This window comes from Rhodococcus koreensis (assembly GCF_017068375.1).
In the GTDB taxonomy this organism is placed as follows: domain Bacteria; phylum Actinomycetota; class Actinomycetes; order Mycobacteriales; family Mycobacteriaceae; genus Rhodococcus_F; species Rhodococcus_F koreensis.
Map to the genome: position 1 here is coordinate 7,680,911 of NZ_CP070609.1, position 21,298 is coordinate 7,702,208.

21 protein-coding genes, 2 tRNA genes and 1 other RNA gene are annotated in these 21,298 nt (G+C 67.7%); 18 read left to right on the forward strand and 6 right to left on the reverse strand.

All coding sequences use genetic code 11. From position 1 onward, the window contains the following. Positions 1–268: 268 nt before the first annotated feature. Positions 269–345, forward strand: a tRNA-Met gene (locus JWS14_RS34725). A 104-nt stretch (positions 346–449) separates the two neighbouring features. Here the strand turns inward: JWS14_RS34725 and JWS14_RS34730 are convergent. Both JWS14_RS34730 and JWS14_RS34735 read right to left on the reverse strand, forming a co-directional pair. Further along, on the reverse strand, positions 450–2,084 hold the full coding sequence (locus tag JWS14_RS34730; RefSeq protein WP_095860826.1) for an acyl-CoA synthetase: 1,635 nt from the start codon (positions 2,082–2,084) through the stop codon (positions 450–452). 79 nt (positions 2,085–2,163) lie between these two features. Next, positions 2,164–2,925: an MBL fold metallo-hydrolase gene (locus JWS14_RS34735; protein ID WP_095860825.1), complete on the reverse strand. Its 762-nt coding sequence runs from the start codon at positions 2,923–2,925 to the stop codon at positions 2,164–2,166. A 97-nt stretch (positions 2,926–3,022) separates the two neighbouring features. Between JWS14_RS34735 and JWS14_RS34740 the strand changes: the two genes are divergently transcribed. Beyond that, a complete protein-coding gene (locus JWS14_RS34740) occupies positions 3,023–5,011 on the forward strand; it encodes a phage holin family protein (RefSeq protein WP_206015253.1) in 1,989 nt (662 codons plus the stop codon). A 36-nt stretch (positions 5,012–5,047) separates the two neighbouring features. Here JWS14_RS34740 and JWS14_RS34745 read toward each other — a convergent pair whose 3' ends face one another. The 4 genes from JWS14_RS34745 to JWS14_RS34760 form a co-directional block, all read right to left on the reverse strand. Then, entirely contained in the window at positions 5,048–6,253 is a 1,206-nt protein-coding gene (locus JWS14_RS34745) for an acyl-CoA dehydrogenase family protein (RefSeq protein WP_206015254.1), read from the reverse strand. Between the two features lie 29 nt (positions 6,254–6,282). Further along, the gene (locus JWS14_RS34750; protein WP_206015255.1) at positions 6,283–7,695 is read right to left on the reverse strand and encodes an acyl-CoA dehydrogenase family protein; all 1,413 of its coding nucleotides are present in this window, start codon (positions 7,693–7,695) and stop codon (positions 6,283–6,285) included. Positions 7,696–7,919: 224 nt separating this feature from the next. Beyond that, positions 7,920–8,702 carry a histidinol-phosphatase gene (gene hisN, locus JWS14_RS34755; protein ID WP_095860821.1) on the reverse strand — a complete coding sequence of 261 codons (783 nt, stop codon included), beginning with the start codon at positions 8,700–8,702 and terminating at the stop codon, positions 7,920–7,922. A 50-nt stretch (positions 8,703–8,752) separates the two neighbouring features. Next, positions 8,753–9,247 (reverse strand): beta-class carbonic anhydrase, encoded by a 495-nt coding sequence (locus JWS14_RS34760; RefSeq protein WP_095860820.1) that lies wholly within the window; start codon positions 9,245–9,247, stop codon positions 8,753–8,755. Positions 9,248–9,413: 166 nt separating this feature from the next. Here JWS14_RS34760 and prfB point away from each other — a divergent pair, with 166 nt between their 5' ends. From prfB to JWS14_RS34840, 16 genes are all read left to right on the forward strand, one after another. Further along, entirely contained in the window at positions 9,414–10,520 is a 1,107-nt protein-coding gene (prfB, locus tag JWS14_RS34765; RefSeq protein WP_072937793.1) for a peptide chain release factor 2, read from the forward strand. Positions 10,521–10,525: 5 nt separating this feature from the next. Next, positions 10,526–11,422, forward strand: a complete 897-nt coding sequence (locus JWS14_RS34770) for a mechanosensitive ion channel family protein (protein ID WP_072937794.1) — start codon at positions 10,526–10,528, stop codon at positions 11,420–11,422. Further along, a complete protein-coding gene (locus JWS14_RS34775; protein WP_095860819.1) occupies positions 11,419–11,880 on the forward strand; it encodes an Rv3103c transmembrane domain-containing protein in 462 nt (153 codons plus the stop codon). Before JWS14_RS34770 ends, JWS14_RS34775 begins: the two co-directional genes overlap by 4 nt. Positions 11,881–11,933: 53 nt before the next feature. After that, complete coding sequence (gene ftsE, locus JWS14_RS34780) at positions 11,934–12,623, forward strand: cell division ATP-binding protein FtsE (protein ID WP_005240222.1); 690 nt, start codon at positions 11,934–11,936, stop codon at positions 12,621–12,623. A 67-nt stretch (positions 12,624–12,690) separates the two neighbouring features. After that, the gene (gene ftsX / locus JWS14_RS34785; RefSeq protein WP_072937689.1) at positions 12,691–13,596 is read left to right on the forward strand and encodes a permease-like cell division protein FtsX; all 906 of its coding nucleotides are present in this window, start codon (positions 12,691–12,693) and stop codon (positions 13,594–13,596) included. Positions 13,597–13,671: 75 nt separating this feature from the next. Next, a complete protein-coding gene (gene smpB, locus JWS14_RS34790) occupies positions 13,672–14,145 on the forward strand; it encodes an SsrA-binding protein SmpB (RefSeq protein WP_015890164.1) in 474 nt (157 codons plus the stop codon). An 8-nt stretch (positions 14,146–14,153) separates the two neighbouring features. Further along, positions 14,154–15,008 (forward strand): DMT family transporter, encoded by an 855-nt coding sequence (locus JWS14_RS34795; RefSeq protein ID WP_072937690.1) that lies wholly within the window; start codon positions 14,154–14,156, stop codon positions 15,006–15,008. Between the two features lie 95 nt (positions 15,009–15,103). Then, positions 15,104–15,475, forward strand: a transfer-messenger RNA (tmRNA) gene (gene ssrA, locus JWS14_RS34800). Between the two features lie 88 nt (positions 15,476–15,563). After that, on the forward strand, positions 15,564–15,938 hold the full coding sequence (locus JWS14_RS34805; protein WP_072937691.1) for a fluoride efflux transporter FluC: 375 nt from the start codon (positions 15,564–15,566) through the stop codon (positions 15,936–15,938). After that, positions 15,935–16,279, forward strand: a complete 345-nt coding sequence (crcB, locus tag JWS14_RS34810; RefSeq protein ID WP_072937692.1) for a fluoride efflux transporter CrcB — start codon at positions 15,935–15,937, stop codon at positions 16,277–16,279. The genes JWS14_RS34805 and crcB overlap by 4 nt, the downstream gene beginning before the upstream one ends. 73 nt (positions 16,280–16,352) lie before the next feature. After that, positions 16,353–17,984, forward strand: coding sequence for a phosphoglucomutase (alpha-D-glucose-1,6-bisphosphate-dependent) (gene pgm, locus JWS14_RS34815; protein ID WP_206015256.1), 1,632 nt, complete (start codon positions 16,353–16,355; stop codon positions 17,982–17,984). 58 nt (positions 17,985–18,042) lie between these two features. Continuing rightward, positions 18,043–19,269: an MFS transporter gene (locus JWS14_RS34820; protein ID WP_095860817.1), complete on the forward strand. Its 1,227-nt coding sequence runs from the start codon at positions 18,043–18,045 to the stop codon at positions 19,267–19,269. Between the two features lie 26 nt (positions 19,270–19,295). Beyond that, positions 19,296–19,784, forward strand: coding sequence for a MauE/DoxX family redox-associated membrane protein (locus tag JWS14_RS34825; protein WP_072937695.1), 489 nt, complete (start codon positions 19,296–19,298; stop codon positions 19,782–19,784). A 41-nt stretch (positions 19,785–19,825) separates the two neighbouring features. Beyond that, positions 19,826–20,557 (forward strand): DsbA family protein, encoded by a 732-nt coding sequence (locus JWS14_RS34830; protein WP_095860816.1) that lies wholly within the window; start codon positions 19,826–19,828, stop codon positions 20,555–20,557. A gap of 162 nt (positions 20,558–20,719) precedes the next feature. Then, positions 20,720–20,792 (forward strand) — tRNA-Ala (locus JWS14_RS34835). Positions 20,793–20,879: 87 nt separating this feature from the next. Beyond that, positions 20,880–21,089 carry a hypothetical protein gene (locus JWS14_RS34840; RefSeq protein WP_011598322.1) on the forward strand — a complete coding sequence of 70 codons (210 nt, stop codon included), beginning with the start codon at positions 20,880–20,882 and terminating at the stop codon, positions 21,087–21,089. The last annotated feature ends 209 nt before the right edge of the window (positions 21,090–21,298 follow it).

A 21,298-nucleotide genomic window follows, 5' to 3' on the forward strand; every position in this document is an offset into this window, starting at 1 on the left:
GCAACGAACGTACGCGGCGATCACGGAATGGTCACGGGCCGATTTTCTGTGACGGGCGTCCAAATACTGGGATGAACGCACGGTGTTTTCGCAGGTCGACCCACTAGTTGCGGATTCCGAAAACGTTACAGATTTTCCCAAAAGTGTGACGCAGGTCATAACTTTTAGGTAACGGATGTGACTCGGGTGGTGCTGAAAGGTTGCTAGTCGGCCTCTTTCCGGGCGATTTGCAATCCGTTCGTTCGCTCGTGTAACTTTGTTCATGCAGCGCGGGGTGGAGCAGCTCGGTAGCTCGCTGGGCTCATAACCCAGAGGTCGCAGGTTCAAATCCTGTCCCCGCTACCACCGAAGAACCGGTGTCCTGGAATCCAGGGCACCGGTTCTTTTTTGTTTCCGTATTCAGTTCCGTGGCCGGCGACGGAGCGCCGGGTGGGGCGCAGGCCGGTGGATCAGCTTTCCGTGACGTCCATCTCGATCAGGACGCGGCGCAGCAACTTGCCCGTCGCGTTGCGGGGTAGTTCCTCGATGAAGATGATCTCGCGGGGCACCTTGTACCGCGCCAGGTTCGACTTGACGTGAGCCTTCATTTCCTCGGCGTCCTTCGCGGACCCGGGGGCGGGCACGACGAAAGCCCTGAGTCGATGGCCGAACTCGGAGTCCTCGATACCGATCACGGCGGCCTCGAGCACGTCCTCGCGGTCCGCGAGCAGGTTCTCGACCTCGAGCGGGTAGACGTTCTCGCCGCCGGAGACGATCATGTCGTCGTCGCGGCCGTCCACGAAGAGCAGGCCGTTGCGGTCGAAGTGCCCGACGTCGCCGGTCGACAGCAGGCCGTTGATGCGCTCCTTGTCGCGACCGTCGGTGTATCCGGAGAAGCTGAGACCGCTGGCGACGAAGATGCGTCCGACGGTCTCGGGTTCGGTGATCCGCCGACCCGACTCGTCGTACAGCTCCACGTGGCACGTGACGGGTGCCCGTCCCGCGGTACCCGGCGCCAGTTCGAGGTCGGCGGGTGTCGCGACGGTGGCGACGGCGACCTCGGTGGAGCCGTACAGGTTGTGGAGCACCGTGCCGAACGCGGCGGTGGTGCGCTTGCAGAGGTCGGGGGAGAGCGCGGACCCGGCCGCGAAGATGATCTTCAGGCTCGACGTGTCGTACTTCGCCAAGGTCTCCGGTCCGAGATCGATGATGCGCTGCAGCATGGTGGGAACGACGACCAGCGTGTCGCACCGGTGCTTCTCGACCAGGCGAATCGTGTTCTCCGGATCGAACTTCCGATGCATCACCACGGTCTGGCCCAGCGCCAGCGCGAGTGCGAACTGGGAGACTCCCGTCCCGTGGAAGGCGGGGGCCGCCATCATCATCGTCTGGCCGCGCCGCAGCGGAACCCGGTCGAGGAACTGTGCCGACGCGAGCGGCGACGTGTGTCCGCGGGGAGCGCCCTTCGGTGTGCCGGTGGTGCCACTGGTGAGGAGGACGAATCCACCGAGCGCGGACGGTGCGGGCAGCGAAGCGCGGTCTCGGCCCTCCATCGCGTCGTCGAGCGTGCGGACCCGGGACGTCGAATTTTCCTCCGCCCACGAACGATAGACGATCACCTCGTCCGGGAGGGCCTCGGCGACCTGGTGGAATTCGTCGTCGTACACGAAGGCCTGCACCTGCTCGCGGGCGGCGACGTCGACGAGTTGCGGCCGGGCGAAACCGGTGTTCATCAGCACCAGCTTGGTGCCGTTCTTGGCGGCGGCGAGCATCGTGAGCACCAGGCCACGATGATTGCGGCACATGCATCCCATGACGGAGCCCGCAGTGATGCCGTCGGTCTGCCACGCACGCACCAGGGCGTTGGACTGTTCCTCGATGTCGGCGTAGGTGAGGGCGCCGCGCTCGTCGATGATGGCCACCGCATCCAGGCCCGCCTCGGCGTTCGCGTGGACGGGTCCTGCGAACGGGCCGTACTTCCGCACCGCCAGAATCGATCGGACACCCTGGTCGACGCGGGGAAACGGAACGAGGCCTGCGCGGTTCATCACCCGTACAGCTCCCACGGCGTCCGTCAGCTTGGTGAGAACGTGCTGCACTGACATGTCGAACCCTTCGGATAGGCGGACCGTGTCACCAGTCAGGGTAGAGGACAGCGGCACCGGTGCCGGTCGTAACCGAAAGTCACCGGAATGCCTCGCCCGGGTCCAGTTCGACGGCCCTCAGGCCGTCCGCGTCCGCGCGACGGACGAACTCGCGACCGGGGCCGTGGAACCGGCGAGGCCGGACCGCGTCCATTCCGATCGGCCACAGCGTGCCGAAGTGGATCGGGATCGACACCACGGCGGCCACGGACCTCGCCGCGGCGGCGGCCGATTCCGGATCCATGTGTCCCGGTCCGAGATTCGGCCCCCACCCTCCGACCGGCAGCAGCGCGACGTCGCAGCGCGGAACCCACTCCGCCATCGCGGGATCGAGGGCGGTGTCACCGGCGAAATACGTGGACGCCGCGCCGTCGACGACGTACCCCAGCGCCTGCGCCCGCTGTGGGCCACGGCGCCACCGTCTGCCGTCGTGCACGGCCGGCACCGCGCGCACCGTCACCGAACCGAGTCGCACGTCCTGCCCGGGCGACATCTCGATCAGCCGGTCGCCGAACACCCGCAGTCCCGCAAACGCGTCCACCGCGCCGCGGGGAACGACGATCGGAATGTCGTTCCCGATCAGGGCGAGCGAGGGCAGGTGGGTGTGGTCGGCGTGCAGATGGGACAGCAGCACGGCGTCCGGCCGCACCGGGTCGGCCATCGGGTCTGGGCCGCGGCGACGCCGCAGGTGCGCCACCCGTGCCGTCAGCACCGGGTCCGTCAGGATCGTCGTCCCGCTGTCCGTGATCTCGACCGTCGCATGCCCCCGCCACCGGATGAGCACCCCTGCGTTCTCGGTCATGGCGGTCCCGTTCGCTCGTCGCGGTGACGCTGCTGCGATGAGTTCCGCCGCGCCACTCCCTGTCAGACCTTACGATCCCCCAAAAGGGAGGTCTGCGATGCGCTCTCTGGGCTCGGCGGCCAGGACGGTCACCGAATTTCTCGTGCTGTGGCTCGTCTCCGCCGTCGCACTGGTCCTGACCGACCTGATCCTGCCGGGGGTCCGGCTGCGTCCGACACCTGCGGGCGGCCCCTTCGACACCATCCCGGCAGCATTGTTCCTCGCCCTCGTGTACGGACTGCTGTCGGTCACCCTGTGGCCGTTGCTCGTGCGCGCGATGCTGTGGGTCGGTCCGGCGCTGCTGTTCCTGGGCGTGTTCGCCGGGAACTGGCTGATCATGGTGCTCGCCGTGCGGGTCGTACCGGTCGCCACCACGGAACGGGTCGCCGACGTGCTGGTGCTGGCCCTGGTGATGTCCGTCGTCGGTTCCGGTGTCGCCGGAGCCATCGCGGCCAGGCGCGACGACACGTACCGTTTGATGCTGGTGCGCCGCAACCGGTCCCGGCTACGACGTCGCGGCGGTGCGGACGCGGCGGCGGGGGAACCCGGACTGCTCTGCATCCAGATCGACGGCCTCGGCCACGCGGTGCTGCAACGCGCGATCCGCGACGGCGTCACGCCGCACCTCGCCGGGCTCGTGCACCGGGGCTCCCACGTCCTGACGTCCTGGCACACGGACTGGAGCAGTCAGACCGGTGCGAGCCAGCTCGGGATCCTGCACGGTGACAACCACAACGTGCCCGCGTTCCGGTGGTACGACAAGCCCCGCGGCACCGTCGCCGTCTTCAGCAATCCCGCCGACAACGCCGCCCGCGAACTCGAGCGCGCGCACCGGCCCGGTCTCCTCACCGGGGGCGCCAGCCGCGGCAACCTGGTCACCGGCGGCGCCGACGACAACGTCCTCGTGGTCAGCCGTATGCGAGGCGCCCGGATGGGGGGCAGGGCAACCGGATACGCCGACTACTTCGTCGACCCGGCGAGCGCCGTGCGCACCGCGGTTCGGCTCGTCGCCGAGGTGCTGCGGGAGAACGTGCAGGCGTACCGGCAACGCCGCGCCGACGTCACCCCGCGCGTCCGGCGGGGTGGGCTGTATCCGCTGGTCCGTGCGTTCACGACGGTCGTCGAGACGGACGTCGTCGTCGCCGCGGTCGTCGGTGATCTCATCGCGGGCCGCAGCCCCGTGTACGTCGACCTGGTCGGGTACGACGAGGTCGCCCACCATTCCGGTGTCGAACGCCCCGAGACGCGTAAGGTCCTGCGCACACTCGACGACGAGATCGGGATGATCGCCGCCGTCGCCGCCCAGGCGGGCAGGCCCTACCGCATCGTCGTGCTGTCGGATCACGGGCAGAGTCAGGGTTCCACGTTCCGCGACCGCTACGGCAAGGGCCTCGAGGACGTCGTGCTCGACGCCTGCCACGCCCCGGGTCGCCGTGAGGGCGACTCCGTCACGCTCGGCAGCCGAGGGCGCGGCGCCGAGGGCCTCGGCTATGCCGAGGCCAGCCTCCGGTCGGAAGCGAGTCCCGACGTCGTCACCCCGGGCGAGAATCCGGTGGTTCTCGCGTCCGGCAATCTCGGGCTGGTCAGCTTCCCGCGGGTGCCGGGCCGGGCCACCCGCGAATGGATCGACGCCCGTTACCCGGACCTGATTCCGGCGCTCGTCACACATCCCGGTATCGGGTTCGTGCTCGTGGCCCGCGACGACGACGGCTCGGTCGTGCTCGGATCTGCCGGCAGCGCCGACGTCGCCACCGGTGAGGTCGACGGCGTCGATCCGCTCGCCGATTTCGGGCCCGGCGCCCTCGACCGGGTCCGCCGCACGGACACGTTCGACAACGTCGCCGACCTGATGGTGGGCGGGCGGTACTGGCCGGACACCCGGGAGGTCGCCGCGTTCGAAGACCAGGTCGGATCGCACGGCGGGCTCGGTGGACCCCAGAACACGCCGTTCCTGCTGTATCCCGCGGACCTGCCCGCGCCACCGAACCCTCTGCAGGGCGCCGAGGCGGTGCACGAGGTTCTCGTCCGGTGGCGCGATCTCGCGTGAATCCCGTTTCCGGACGGCATGAGCCGTGCGCCGGTGCTACTTCAGCTCTGCCGACGACTTCCCGAGTAGACGGCGGGCCACGATCAGCTGCTGGATCTGCTGCGTGCCCTCGAAGATGTCGAGGATCTTCGAGTCGCGTGCCCATTTCTCGAGCAGCGGTCGCTCCGAGTATCCCCATGTGCCTGCGAGTTCGACGGCCTTGAGGGAGATGGCGGTTCCGGTGCGGCCGGCCTTCGCCTTCGACATCGACGCCTCGAGTGAGTTCGGCTTCTTGTTGTCCGCCATCCACGTTGCCCGCAGGGCGAGCAGGTAGGCGGCTTCCCAGTCGGCCTCGAGTTGCAGGAACTCGGCGGCGGCCGCGTGCTGGTTGTATGCGGGGGTGTCGTACGAGATCTCCACACCGGCGTCGGAGAGGATGCTGCGCAGTTCCTCGAGCGCGGCGCGGCCCAGGCCGACGGCCATGCCGGCGACGATCGGGCGGGTGTTGTCGAACGTCTGCATGACGCCGGCAAAGCCCTTCTCGACGTTGACCTCCGGCGTGCCGAGCAGGTTGTCCTTCGGGATCCGGCAGTCCTGCAGCAGCAGCACTGCGGTGTCCGACGCCTTGACGCCCAGCTTGTGCTCGAGGCGGGCGACGCTCAGGCCCGGGGCGTCGCGCGGGACGACGAACGACTTGATCGCGGCGCGGCCCTTGGTCTTGTCGACGGTGGCCCACACGACGATGTGGGTGGACCGCTCGCCGGCGGTGACGAAGATCTTCTCACCGTTGAGGACGTATTCGTCGCCGTCGAGGACCGCGGTGGTGGTGACGGCGGCGGAGTCGGAACCGAAACCGGGTTCGGTGATCGCCATCGACGCCCACACCTTGCCGAAACGCTCGAGCTGCTCGTCGGTGGCGACCGCCGCGATCGCCGAGTTGCCGAGACCCTGGTACGGGATCGCCAGTGTGAGGCCCACGTCGCCCCAGCAGGTTTCGATGACATTCATCAGCGAGGACATGTTGCCGCCGTTGACGTTCCCGATGACCTTCGGTTCGTCGCCGCGTCCGAGGGCGGCTCCCGCCGCCCCCTTACCGGAGTCGTTGAGGCCCTCCACCATGGCGGCCATGGTGTCGAGTTCCTTGGGGTAGGCGTGCTCCGCGAGATCGTACTTGCGGGAGATCGGCCGGAAGATTTCTGCCGCAACCTGGTGCGCCTGGTTCGCGGAGGCTTTGAGCTTCTTGGGAAGTTCGAGGTTGATCATGACTGTTTCCTTAGTTCGAATCCGGCCGCTCAGATCAGGACGATGCCCTCGGCGACGCCGATGGCGCGCAGATCGCGGTACCAGCGCTCCACGGGATGTTCCTTGGTGTAACCGTGGCCACCGAGCAGCTGGACGCCGTCGAGACCGATCTGCATGCCCTTCTCGGACGCCAGCTTTCGGGCGAGGGCCGATTCGCGGGCGAACGAGAGCCCCTGCTCGGCGCGGGAGGCGCCGCGCAACGTGACCAGGCGCAGGCCGTCGAGTTCGATGCCGATGTTCGCGACCATGAACGCGACCGCCTGACGGTTGCTGATCGGCTCACCGAACGCGACCCGCTCGTTGACGTAGGGGATCACGTAGTCGAGAACGGCCTGCCCGGTGCCGATCGCGAGCGACGCCCAGCCGAGGCGGGCCAGCCGGATGGCGTCGGCGTATTCGGCCTTCCGCGCGTCGGCGTCGGCGGCGCCGAGCAGACCCGACTCGGGCACGGCGACATCGGTGAGGTTGAGCCGGCCGAGCCCCGCGGCGCGCAGGCCCATGCTCGGGTCCGACTCCACGACGAGTCCCTTGGTGTCGGCCTCGACGATGAAGAAGGAGGGCTTGCCGTCGAGTTCGGCCGCCACGATGAACAGTTCCGACGAGGCCGCGGCGGGAACGAGGCTCTTGACGCCGTTGAGCCTGTAGCCGCTGGGGGAGCGGACTGCCTTGGTCTGCAACGCGAATGGATCGAACAGTGCGCGGGGCTCGTTGACGACCACGGCCGCGTTCGGAACCTGCTCGCCCGTGAACGAGGGTAGGTAGGTCTTCTGCTGGGAGTCGGTGCCCCACTGGGTGAGGGCGACCGCGACGCCACTCGGCGCGAGAATCGGCAGCGCGAGCCCCATGTCGCCGTGGGCGAGGGCCTCGGCGACGAGGGAGTTGGTGACGGCCCCGCGCTCGCTGGCGGCCCCGTCGAGTTCCTCGGGAACGTTGATCAGGGTGATGCCGAGTTCGGCGGCGCGCTTCACGAGATCCGCCGGTGCGGCGGCGGCAGCGTCGGCGTCGTGGCCGGCGGGCCGCAGGATCTCGGCGGCGAACTCGCGCACGGTCTCGACGATCATCTGCTGCTCGTCGCTCGGGGTCAGGTCGAAGTAGCCGGCCTTGGCGGTCGGGTTGTCGGGCAGGCGTTTCGGTGCGCCGCCGCCGGACACCTTCTGGAATCCGCGGGTCGCGGCGCCGAGCGTCTTGAAACCGGTCTTCGTGCCTTCGTAGGTCACCCGGTCGATCGTCTGGCGCAGGTTGTACTTCTCGGCCAGATCGGATCCGGTGATCTTGGTCAGCACGCGCATCGCGGCACCCATGGCGTCGCGCTTGACGGGATTCAGTCCGACGGCGGACGTGTCACGGGGGTTCCGCTTCGCTCTGCCGTTGGGGGCAACAGTGTCTTGCTTGCTCATGATCACCAGCTGTTTCTCGGTGTTCGGGCGTGGACACCAACTATCTTACTTAGCAGTAAGGTGGGTGTCTACTATCGAGTAAGTTCCGGTGCCCACGAGCTCCCCACCGCGTCGGGTTCGAGCCCGATTCTCGGGGGCGGGGGGTGCAGACAGCGGACATACGAAATCCGCCCTCCTCGGGAGCCGAGGAGGGCGGAGGCCTTGTCAGGACTGCTGCCTGTATTACTGCATCAGCGCAGTCGGGACAGCGCCTCGTCGTGCAGCAGAGTATTGGTGGCCAGCGCACTGCCGCCGTGCGGGCCGTCGGCGCCGGCGAGATTGGTGAACCGGCCGCCGGCCTCGCGCACCAGGACGTCGAGGGGCGCGAGGTCCCACAACGACACCTCGGGCTCGGCGGCGATGTCGACGGCGCCCTCGGCGAGCAGGCAGTAGGAGAAGAAGTCACCGAATCCGCGGACCCGCCACACGTCGTCGGTGAGGGAGAGGAACTGCTCGCGGATGCCGAGTTCCTTCCATCCGGACAGGCTCGAGAACGTGAGGCTGGCCGAACCGAGACGGTCGACGGCCGAGACGGCGATCCGAGTGGGCTCGGAGCCGTCGAACGTCGACCAGGCGCCGCGACCCGATGCCGCCCACCAGCGGCGCGCGAGTGCCGGGGCGCTCACGACGCCGACGGTGGGAACGCCGTCCTCGAGCAGCGCGATCAGCGTGGCCCAGATGGGGACGCCCCGCACGAAGTTCTTGGTGCCGTCGATCGGGTCGACCACCCACTGCCGACCCGAGAACTGCGCGTCGCCGCCGAACTCCTCACCGAGGACGGCGTCGGCGGGCCGCTCGGATTCCAGCGTCGCCCGGACCGCCCGTTCCACCGCCAGGTCCGCGTCCGTGACCGGGGTGAGGTCGGGTTTGTCGTCCACCGACAGGTCGAGTGCCCCGAAGCGGGCCCTCGTGATCGCATCCGCCTCGTCGGCGATTCGGAGGGCGAGCTGCAGGTCGGCGTCGAGATCGGTCACGGTCGCACAGATTACTCGTACCGCGCGGTCGTACCGCGCCCGCGCGGACCTCAGTCGATCTTCACTTCGGCGAGCTTGCCGGTGGCGACGTCGAAGACGAACCCGCGGAGAGAGGTGGTCGCCGTGACGAAGGGACTGGCCTGGATGCGGCGCAGCGACTGCCGGACGTCCTCGTCGAGGTCGGAGAACGCCTCGGCTGACCAGGCCGGTTTGATCCCGACCTCGTCCTGGATGGACTTCTTGAAGTCGTCGTCGGTGAACGTGAGCATCCCGCAGTCCGTGTGGTGGATGAGGATGATCTCGGTGGTGCCGAGCAGCCGCTGGCTGATCGCGAGCGAGCGGATCTCGTCGTCCGTCGCCACCCCGCCCGCGTTGCGGATGACGTGCGCCTCACCCTCCTGGAGACCGAGGATCCGGTAGACGTCCAGACGTGCGTCCATGCAGGCGAGGACCGCGACGTGCTTGCTGGGGGGCAGGGGGAGCGGCCCGGTGAATCCGGCGGCGTACTCCTCGTTGTTCTTCAGGTACTGGTCGGTCACGGTCATCGTCGACTCCGTCCGGGATGGCGGCACAAACAAGTGCGTACCCGTGCATGCAACAAGGCACTTCCGGGGTCCGCAAGGCTTTCGCGCCACGTGATCGGAAGGGGTGACTTCGGCCGGAACGAAGGGGTGACAGGGCACCTGTCCGCACCCGGTAACCTTGGGAACCGTGCATCCCGACGTATCCGCAGACCTGAGCGAGCTCGACACCACCCTCCGCACCGTCGAATCGGTGCTGGACGTGGAGGAGTTGCGCCGCCGTATCGACGAGCTCGAACACCAGGCTGCCGATCCGGAGCTGTGGAACGACCAGGAGCACGCCCAGCAGGTCACCAGCCAGCTGTCGCACTCCCAGGCCGAACTGCGCCGCGTCGAGGAACTGCGCTCGCGGCTCGACGACATGCCGGTGCTCTACGAACTCGCCGAGGACGAGGGCGCGGAGGCCATCGCGGACGCCGACGCCGAGCGGCACAGCCTGCGCGAGGACATCGCGGCGATGGAAGTCAAGACGATGCTCTCGGGCGAATACGACGAGCGTGACGCGCTGGTCAACATCCGCTCCGGCGCCGGTGGCGTCGACGCCGCCGACTGGGCCGAGATGCTGATGCGCATGTACATCCGCTGGGCCGAGAAACACGGTTACGGCGTCGAGGTCTACGACACGTCCTACGCGGAAGAGGCCGGCATCAAGAGCGCGACGTTCGCGGTCAAGGCGCCGTACAGCTACGGAACCCTCTCCGTCGAGATGGGCACGCACCGGCTGGTCCGGATCAGCCCGTTCGACAACCAGGGCCGCCGCCAGACGTCGTTCGCCGAGGTTGAGGTCCTGCCCGTGGTCGAGACCACCGACCACATCGACGTCAACGAGAACGACGTCCGCGTCGACGTGTACCGCTCCTCGGGCCCCGGCGGGCAGTCGGTCAACACCACCGACTCCGCGGTCCGGTTGACGCACATCCCGACCGGCATCGTCGTGACGTGTCAGAACGAGAAGTCGCAGCTGCAGAACAAGGTGTCGGCGATGCGCGTCCTCCAGGCCAAGCTGCTCGAGGTCAAGCGCAAGGAGGAGCGCGCCGAAATGGACGCGCTCAAGGGCGACGGCGGCAGTTCCTGGGGCAACCAGATGCGGTCGTACGTGCTGCACCCGTACCAGATGGTCAAGGATCTGCGCACCGAGTACGAGGTCAACAACCCGTCGGCGGTGCTCGACGGTGACATCGACGGCTTCCTCGAATCCGGCATCCGGTGGCGGATGCGCGAGAGTCAGGCGTCCTGATCTCCATGGAACCGGCGGCGGCAGTGTTCGCTCCCACCCAGAACCTCCTCGACTGGCTCTCGTCGACGGGGCTGGCGGTGTCCCTCACCGTCCTCGGAGCGATCCTGATGGCGCGGTTCGTCAGTTGGGGCGGCGGCAAGGTCACCGACCGGATCGACAGCAACTACATGCAGGGCGACGCCCTCGTGCGGTCCGAGGCGACCAAGCACCGCCACTCGGTGGCGCAGGTGATCACCTGGGTGATCATCACCATCATCTACGTGATCGCGACGATGAAGGTCCTCGACCAGCTGAGCCTGCCGATCGGCAGCCTGGTGGCCCCGGCCACCGTGCTCGGTGCGGCGCTCGGTTTCGGCGCGCAGCGCGTCGTGCAGGACATCCTCGCCGGCTTCTTCATCATCACCGAACGCCAGTACGGATTCGGTGACACGGTGCAGCTCGCGGTGACGGGGTCGTCGGAGGACGCCGAGGGCGTGATCGAGGACGTCACCCTCCGGGTCACCCGGATGCGGAACTCGGACGGTGAGGTCATCACCGTGCCCAACGGCCAGATCGTGAAGGCGATCAACCTGTCCAAGGACTGGGCGCGCGCCGTGATCGACGTTCCCGTTCCGGCCACGTCGGACATCAACCGCGTCAACGAGGTGCTCCACCAGGTCGGCGTCGAGGCCTTCGCGGATCGCGGACTGAAGAAACTACTGCTCGACGAGCCGACGGTGATGGGAGTGGAGAGTCTGACGGTCGACGAGGTCAGCGTCCGCGTCGTGGCGCGGACCCTGCCGGGTAAGCAGTTCCAGGTCGGTCGCGCACTGCGCGTGCGCATCGCCACCGCGATGCGACGGCAGGGGATCACCGTCGAACCGGACCTCCAGACGGTCCGGGCAGCGGAGGGCGAGGGATGACCGACGAACCCCGGCGCGGACTGGACCGGATTCTGCACTCCTCGTTCCTTCCCGCCAAGATCCTCGGCGGCCGGGTGCGGACGTCGACGCTGGTGCTGTGCATCCTGTGGGTGGTGCTGTACACGCTGTACACGTACCTCAATCCCGCCGAAGAGGTGGTTCAGGGACCGGTCGCTCCGGCTGTCGTCCCCACCCGGGAGGCGCCGATCCAGGAGACCACGCCGCCGACGTCGGAGTTCGAGACGACGATCGAGTCGACGACGGAGACCGCCACGACCACCGAGTCGACACCCGAGCCGACGCCGGAGCAGACGGCGCCCACCGGGACCAGTCAGGTGACGTCGACGCCGACGCTGCCGTTCGGGATTCCCAATCCGTTCCCGCCTCCGCAGACCACCACGCCGCCGACCACGTCTTCCGTCCCGACGACGTCGGCGACACCGCAGACGGGGCGATGACGCGCGCGTCGCTCCATTTGGTCACTGTTCGATAACGTCTAGACTGGCTCCTCGTGATCAGCGTCGAGAATGTGTCGAAGTCGTACAAGACCTCCACGAGGCCCGCCCTGGACAAGGTGAGCGTCGAGGTGGACAAGGGCGAGTTCGTCTTCCTGATCGGCCCGTCGGGCTCGGGAAAGTCGACGTTCATGCGCCTGCTCCTCAAGGAGGAGTCGCCGACGTCGGGTGACATTCACATCGCGGATTTCCACGTCAACAAGCTGTCCGCCCGGCGTGTGCCGAAGCTGCGGCAGAGCATGGGCGTCGTCTTCCAGGACTTCCGGCTCCTGCAGAAGAAGACCGTGTCCGAGAACGTCGCGTTCGCGCTCGAGGTGATCGGGAAGCCGCGCGCGATGATCTCCCGGACCGTCCCCGAGGTGCTCGAGATGGTCGGGCTGTCCGGAAAGGCCGACCGGCTCCCCACCGAACTGTCCGGTGGTGAGCAGCAGCGCGTCGCCATCGCGCGGGCGTTCGTGAACCGGCCGCTGGTGCTGCTGTGCGACGAGCCCACCGGCAACCTCGACCCGGAGACCAGCCAGGACATCATGCTGCTGCTCGAACGGATCAACCGCACCGGAACGACGGTGGTGATGGCGACCCACGACCACCACATCGTCGACTCGATGCGTCGTCGCGTGGTGGAACTGGACCTCGGCAGAGTGGTGCGCGACGAGGCTCGGGGTGTGTACGGCGTGGGGCGTTAGCCGCCCTCCCTGCACTCCAAGCTTCAGTACTGTCCCCAAGTCTCCTACGAAGGACTCTGATTCCCCGATGCGTGCCAGTTTCATTTTCAGTGAGGTCCTGACCGGACTCCGCCGCAACGTCACCATGACCATCGCGATGATCCTCACCACCGCGATCTCCCTCGGCCTGTTCGGGAGCGGGTTGCTGGTGGTGCAGATGGCCGGCAAGACCCAGCAGATCTTCCTGGACCGCGTCGAGGTACAGATCTTCCTCACCGACGACATCTCCACGTCGGACCCGGGCTGCGAGGGGGAGATCTGCAAGTCGCTGCGCACGGAACTGGAGGACACGCCGTCGGTGGTGTCGGTGGAGTACCTCAACCGGGACGACGCGGTCAAGGACGCGACCGAGCGGGTGTTCAAGGATCAGCCCGAACTCGCCGCGCTCGTCAGCCCCGACAGCTTCCCCGCCTCGTTCAAGGTCAAGCTCAGCGACCCGGAGCGGTTCGGCGTCATCAACGAGAACTTCGGTACCCGCCCGGGCGTCGAGAGCGTCCTCAACCAGCGCGAACTGGTCGAGCGGCTCTTCAGCGTCCTCAACGGGGTGCGCAACGCCGCGTTCGCGATCGCGATCGTGCAGGCCGTGGCGGCAATTCTCCTGATCGCGAACATGGTTCAGATCGCGGCCTTCACCCGTCGCACCGAGGTCGGCATCATGCGGTTGGTCGGTGCCACCCGCTGGTACACACAGTTGCCGTTCCTGCTCGAGGCGGTGGTCGCCGCGCTGGTCGGCGCCGTCCTGGCCATCGTCGGCCTGTTCACCGCGAAGAACATGTTCATCGACGACGTGCTCGCGGACGTGTACGAGGCCAACATCGTGGCCCGGATCTCCAACAGCGACGTGCTGTTCGTGTCGCCGGTGCTGGTGCTGGTGGGCGTCGGAATGGCGGCGGTCACCGCATACGTGACCCTGCGCTTGTACGTCCGCGAATAATCGGTTTGCCCCTTCTCCTATGCTGGAGGGTACGAACTGTTCACCTCGGACATCGCGGACTGAAAGGCCCGGAACGTGAAGGAAAAGGGCCGCAAGGTCATTGCGACCAACCGCAAGGCGCGTCACAACTACACCATTCTCGACGTCTACGAGGCGGGGATCGCCCTCGTCGGTACCGAGGTGAAGAGTCTGCGCGAGGGCAAGGCGTCGCTGGTCGACGCGTTCGCCACAGTCGACGACGGGGAGGTGTGGCTGCGCTCCCTGCACATCCCCGAGTACACGCAGGGCACGTGGACCAACCACTCGCCGCGCCGCACCCGGAAGCTGCTGCTGCACAAGCGGGAGATCGAACACCTCGTCGGCAAGACCCGCGAGGGCAACCAGACTCTGGTTCCCCTGTCGATGTACTTCTCCGACGGCAAGGTCAAGGTGGAGCTCGCGCTCGCCAAGGGCAAGCAGGACTACGACAAGCGCCAGGACCTGGCCAGGCGGACCGCCGAGCGTGAGGTGACCCGCGAACTCGGACGCCGAGTCAAGGGCATGCGCTGACGTCCATCCTGCTCGCGCTCGTGGCCGCGATCGGCTACGGCGTGAGCGATTTCGTCGGCGGAGTCGCGTCCCGCAGGGTGGCGGCGCTGCGCGTCGTCATCGTGTCGTACCCGCTGTCCCTGCTGATCGTGCTCCTGATCGCCCCGTTCGCCGGCGGCACTCTCACCTCGTCCTCCCTCGTGTGGGGCGCGGTGGCGGGAGTGGCAGGCGGCGTGGCGGTCTGGTGGTTCTATCTCGCGTTGGCGTCGGGACCGATGTCGGTGGTGTCGCCGCTGACGGCCGTGCTGGTCGCCGGTATTCCGGTGTTGATCGGGCTCGCGTTCGGCGAGCGGCCCGGGCCCGTCGCGTACATCGGGATCGCAGTGGCCCTCGTCGCCGTCGTCCTCGTCAGCCGGGAATCGCCCGACGAGACCGCGGGCGAGGTGGCAGGCGGCAGGGTGCTGCGCTTCACCCGCACCGTGGCGCTGCTCACCGTCGGATCCGGCATCGCGTTCGCGCTGTCCTTCGTCTCGCTGCACCAGATCGGCGAGGAGGGCGGAATGTGGGCGCTCGCCGTGTCCCGCGCCGCGGCGACCGCGGTGGTGTGGCTCGTCGCCCTCGCCGCCGGCCACTTCGTGCCACCCCACGGCGAACCCCTCAAACTAGCCGTGTACGTGAGTTTCCTCGACGTCCTGGCCAACGCGGCGATGATGTACGCGTTCCAGGGTGGCCTGCTGTCGCTCGTCAGCGTGATCGGGTCGCTGTACCCCGCGGCCACCGTGCTGCTGGCGATGGTGATGCTCGGTGAACGGGTGAGCAGAATGCAGCAGGCGGGGATGCTCCTCGCCCTCGCGGCCGTCGGAATGATCGCCGTGGCCAGCTGAAACACGCCCGTCGACACTCCCAGGGGAAACCGGGATGAAACCGGGCGGGGTTCGCGTTACACTAGGTGGCCCCGCGAGACTCGTGGGGCACGTACGGGGCTGAACGGTTTCGACTGCGTACGTTGAGGTAGGGGAAGCGTGTCGGTGCAGGCAAGAGACCACCGTAAGCGTCGCTGCAAACATATAAGCGCCGATTCCAATCAGCGCGACTACGCACTCGCTGCCTAAGTAGCGACTGCGTGTCTGTCAGTCCGGGTTCGCCCTCGGTCCGGGTACTGGCATCAGCTAGAGGGCTTTACCGTTCGACTCGGTCGCGGAGTCGAATGGGACAACCAACAGCGACTGGGATCGTCATCCTGGCTTGTTTGCGAGACTGGGAGATCCAAGTAGAGACATAGCAAACTGCACACGGAGAAGCCCTAGCTTTGCTGCGGAGGACCCGGGTTCAATTCCCGGCAGCTCCACCAAGGTCCGGGCCGGACACCACCAGGTGTCCGGCCCGGACCTTTTTGTGCGCACCGGAGTTCGACCATCCTGGCGGGCCGCCGTGACACGATGTGTGCCGTGTCCCTGACGAAACCGGTGGCCGTGGTCGCCCTGGGCGGTGCGCTCGGTGCGTCCGCGAGATTCCTCCTGTCCGAGCTGTGGCCGGGCATCTGGACCGTCCTGCTGATCAACGTGATCGGGTCGCTGCTGCTCGGCTACCTCGCCGAGACGGTGGGACCGGACCGGTTGTGGCGGCTGTTCCTGGGAGTCGGCGTCCTCGGCGGTTTCACCACGTTCTCGACCTTCGCCGTCGACGCGGTGCGGGAGGACGTGGTGACCGCGAGCCTCTACGTCGTGGCCACCCTGATCCCCGCCCTGCTCGCGGCGCGGCTGGGGATGCTCGTCGGTCACCGCCACCGGCTGGGGCGGAAGGCGGCGACATGATCGTCCTCCTCGTCGCGGTCGGCGGCGCGCTCGGTGCGACGACGCGGTACCTCGCCGGCCGGTACGTCGACTCGTACCGCAGTTTCCCGGTCGCCACCTTCCTCGTGAACGTCGCCGGGTGCCTGATCCTCGGACTGCTGTCGGGGGCGTCGATGTCCGCGCAGGCGTTCGCGTTGCTGGGCACGGGCTTCTGCGGGGGACTGACCACGTACTCGACGTTCGCGGTGGAATCGGTGGGACTGCTGCGGATCCGGCTGGCGCTCACGTCCGTCGTCTACACGATCGCGAGTGTGACGGCCGGTCTGGCCGTCGCCTGGCTGGGATTCCGATTGACGTCTTGAGGGCACACTCCGGCGCGAGGGTGCAGGATGGGTTGGAGCCGAGTTCGATCCCGAAACGTTTCCAGGAGGTCTCGTGGCGCACGACAGGGCGGGTCAGGTGGCACTGCCGGAGGATCTCGTAGACATCGCGCACCTGGTGACCGCGTACTACAGCGGCGTGCCCGACCCCGAGAACCCTGTGCAGCAGGTGCTGTTCGGGACGTCCGGCCACCGGGGGTCGAGCCTGGACACCGCGTTCAACGAGGCGCACATCCTCGCCACCACTCAGGCCATCGTCGAGTACCGGGCGTCCCAGGGCATCGACGGACCTCTGTTTCTCGGGCGCGACACCCACGCCCTGTCCGAGCCGGCGTGGACGTCGGCGCTCGAGGTGCTGGCCGCGAACGACGTGACGGTGCTGATCGATTCGCGGGACCGCTACACGCCGACTCCCGCGGTCAGCCACGCGATTCTCCGCTACAACCGCAGCGGCCCGGAGTCGAAGGCCGACGGCATCGTCGTGACGCCGTCGCACAACCCGCCCCGCGACGGCGGCTTCAAATACAACCCGCCGCACGGTGGCCCCGCCGGCTCCGAGGCGACGACGATCATCGCCGACCGGGCGAACGAGCTACTCCGGCGGGACCTCTCGGGGGTGCGGCGGATCCCGGCGGCCCGGGCGATCGCGCGGGCCGAGCGGTACGACTTCCTCCGCTTCTACATCGACGACCTACCGAGCGTTCTCGACCTCGACGCCATCCGCAGCGCCGGGGTGCGGATCGGCGCCGACCCGCTGGGCGGCGCGAGCGTCGACTACTGGGGTGCGATCGCCGACATCCACCGCCTCGACCTCGAGGTCGTCAACCCGCTCGTCGACGCCACGTGGCGGTTCATGACCCTCGACACCGACGGCAAGATCCGCATGGACTGCTCGTCGCCGAACGCCATGGCCTCGCTGATCGGAGCCCGGGACCGGTTCGACATCTCCACCGGCAACGACGCCGATGCGGACCGGCACGGAATCGTCACTCCCGATGCGGGACTGATGAATCCCAACCACTACCTCGCGGTCGCCATCGACTACCTGTTCTCGCACCGACAAGGGTGGAGCTCGGGTGTGAAGGTGGGCAAGACGCTGGTCAGTTCGTCGATGATCGACCGGGTGGTCGGAAGCCTCGGCCGTGAACTCCTCGAGGTCCCGGTGGGTTTCAAGTGGTTCGTCCCCGGGCTGCTCGAGGGTTCGCTCGGTTTCGGCGGCGAGGAGAGTGCGGGTGCGTCGTTCCTGCGCCACGACGGCGGGGTGTGGACCACGGACAAGGACGGGATCATCCTGGCCCTGCTGGCCTCGGAGATGACGGCGGTGACGGGAAAGACACCGTCGGTCCGGTACCGGGAACTGACGGAGCAGTTCGGCAGCCCCGCCTACGCCCGCATCGACGCCCCCGCCACCCGGGAGCAGAAGGCGGTGCTGGCGAAACTGTCGCCCGAACAGGTGTCGGCCACCGAACTGGCGGGGGAGCCGATCACCGCGACGCTGACGAGCGCCCCGGGCAACGGGGCGGCCCTCGGCGGGCTGAAGGTCACCACCGCATCGGCGTGGTTCGCGGCGCGGCCGTCGGGCACCGAGGACGTCTACAAGATCTATGCCGAATCGTTCCAGGGCCCGGATCATCTCGTGCAGGTGCAGGCGGCGGCCAAGGAACTGGTGGCCGACGTCCTGAAGTAGGTGTTCGGCGGGGTAGGTGCCGTCGCGGAAGCGGGGGCACCTACCATCGGGTTCAACTATGAACACTCGCGCAGCCGGGCTGCCCGCCGGGCGCAGCCCGCGGCTCCCTTCGGAAATCTGGGTGCTGGTCTCGGCCAGCTTCGTCATCGCACTCGGATTCGGGATCGTCGCACCCGCTCTCCCGCAGTTCGCCCGCAGCTTCGACGTGAGCGTGACGGCGGCCACCGTCGTGATCTCGTCGTTCGCGTTCATGCGTCTGATCTTCGCCCCGGTGAGCGGCCGGCTCGTGCAGAAGCTGGGGGAGCGGCCCGTCTACATCACCGGGCTCCTGATCGTCGCGGCCTCGACCGCCGCCTGCGCGGTCGCGGGGGACTACTGGCAGTTGCTCGTCTTCCGCGCACTCGGGGGCATCGGGTCGACGATGTTCACGGTGTCGGCGATGGGCCTGGTGATCCGCATCGCACCGGTGGACAGCCGCGGTCGTGTGTCCGGGCTCTACGCGACCAGCTTCCTGATGGGATCGATCTCCGGACCTCTCGTCGGCGGGTTGCTCGTCGGATTCGGGCTTCGGGTTCCGTTCGTGATTTACGCGATCGCCCTCGTCGTCGCGGCCGCTGTCGTGTTCGTGAGCCTGCGGGGTTCGCACCTGACGGCACCCGACGCCACTGCTGCCGGTGCCACCATGACGCTGCGGGAAGCACTCGGGCAGCCCGTCTACCGGGCGGCGCTCGGCTCCAACTTCGCGTTCGGTGGTGTGATCTTCGGAGTGCGGGTGGCGATGGTGCCGCTGTTCGTCGTCGAGGCGCTGCACCGCGACGCCGCCCTCGCCGGTATCGCCCTCACCGTGTTCGCCGTCGGCAATGCGCTCGTCCTCATCGTGTCCGGGCGGTTGTCGGACGTCTACGGCCGGAAGGTGTTCGTCCTGCTCGGACTGCTGGTGTGCGGCGCCAGCACCGTCGGAATGGGACTCAGCGAGAACCTGCTGGTGTTCCTGGTGCTGTCCGGCATCGCGGGCATCGGATCCGGAGTGATGAGCCCCGCGCAGCAGGCCGCGGTCGCCGACGTCGTGGGCGCGAAATCCCGCGGCGGCCCCGTGCTGGCCGCGTTCCAGATGGTCGCCGACGTCGGCGGGGTCCTCGGCCCGGTCGGCGCGGGTCTGCTCGCTCAGCACCTGTCGTACGCGGTCGCATTCGGGGTCACCGGAGGGGTCATGCTCCTCGCCGCCATCGGCTGGCTGCTGGTCCCGAACAAGCCGGCGCCCAAGGTGTCGGTCGAGGCGGTCTGACCGGCGTCTTCGGTACGCTCGTCCGGGTGTGGATCAAGGTCGTCTCCCTGCTCGCCCGGCTGTCACTCGCTGCCGTCTGGCTGGTCTCCGGCGCACTCAAGGTCGCCGACCCCGCCCAGACGATCATCGCGGTCCGGGCGTACCAGCTACTGCCCGAAGACCTCGTCCGGCCGGTCGCCAACACGCTGCCGTTCTTCGAGATCGCCCTCGGTCTGCTCCTGCTGATCGGGCTCGCCGTCCGCGCCACGGCCTCGGTGTCCGCGGTGCTCCTGCTCGTCCTCATCGGCGTGATCGTCTCGGTGTGGGCGCGCGGGCTGTCCATCGACTGCGGATGCTTCGGCGGCGGCGGTGCGGCCGACGTGAACGGCTGGGACTACACCAAGGAAATCCTCCGGGATGTGGGCTTCCTCGCACTGGCGGTGTGGCTGATCGTGTTCCCCCGTTCCCCGTCCGCGCTGGGGCTCCGCTCCCGCACCACTTTCTCAGTGACCCCTCAGCAGACGGTGGCAGAGTAAGCATTCGGTAAATCGATCCGACGTCGAAGGACTGCATCCACGTGAGCTCGAAGAACAAGTACAACCCGCAGCCGGAATCCAGCCGGTCCACCTACATTCTCGGTGGGCTCGCCGTACTGGTCATCGCCGTACTCGTCATCGGTGGTGTGATCTGGCAGAGCAACCGCAGCAAGCCGCGCAACGACGGTTACGGCGGGGTCCAGAACTCCGAGGTCCAGGTGGCGTTGCAGGGTGACGGCGTCGTGCTCCTCGGCCGGCCGGATGCGGCCACCACGGTCGACCTGTTCGAAGATCCCATGTGCCCGTACTGCGCCGAGCTCGAGAACAAGAACGGTCAGGAACTCGCGCAGTCCATCGACGACGGCAAGGTGGCCGTGCGCTACCACGTCCTGAACTTCCTCGACCGGCTCTCGGCCACCGGCGACTACTCCACCCGCGCCGTCGCCGCGTCCGAGTGCGTCGCCGAAACCGGTGACGCCGTGGCGTATTCGGCATTCCATGCGGCGTTGTTCTCGCCGGCGAACCAGCCGAAGGAGAACGGCAGCTCCGATCACACCAACGAGGAACTCGCGCAGATCGCCCGCGACGCCGGAGCATCCGACGCGGCCGCCGAGTGCATCACCACCGGGGCGAAGGTCGAGCAGGCCCGGGCGCACGCCGAGGCGGGCCGTCAGGCCCTCGCCGCGAGCGGTGCCACCGGCACGCCCGCCGTCGTCAAGGACGGCACCGTGATCGACGCGCTGTCCAACGAGAACTGGGTGTCGCAGCTGTAGGCGGCTCCGCCGCCCGTGCGTGGTTGACGAGTGTCTGGACTCGTTAACCACGCACGGGCACGAAGCGCCCCTGACCAGGCGATTTGTTGGCCCGGTCGGCAATGGTGTAACTTTCTTCGAGCACGGAGGAAGTCATTCCGAGTGCGGAGAACAACCGAATACGGGGCTATGGCGCAGCTGGTAGCGCACCACACTGGCAGTGTGGGGGTCAGGGGTTCGAGTCCCCTTAGCTCCACTTTCGAGAGAAGCCTCTCATCCGCAGACGATGCGGGTGGGGGGCTTTCCTCATTCATCCCTCTTGTCCCGGTGGGACACTGGCGTCATGACATTCACTGTGACGCATCGCTCATTCGACCAATTGGCGGAGTTCGCCGTCACCGACTTCGGCGACGACGACAGCTACAGCATCCACGAGTCCGGGGCGCTCGTCATCGTCCGCGCCGCGCGGGAGCTGATCTACGCCCCCGGGAGTTGGTTCCTGGTGGAGCGGGAAGACGGCCAGGAGGACGGTTCGCCCGGCAATTACATGTGACGCTTCGGGCAGCGATTCGCACATCTGTTCGACTGCCGGGTAGATTCGACGTGTGGCCGCCCGAACCGAGACCGCGCCGGGGTGCTGTCCGAACGGGCACCCGCTGGCCGCGAATACGTGCCTGGTGGGGTGGGAGGTGTGCGGGTGTGCGACGTCCAGCAACGGTGGGCACCGCACCCATTTCTGCCGGCGATGCGGCGCCACCGTTC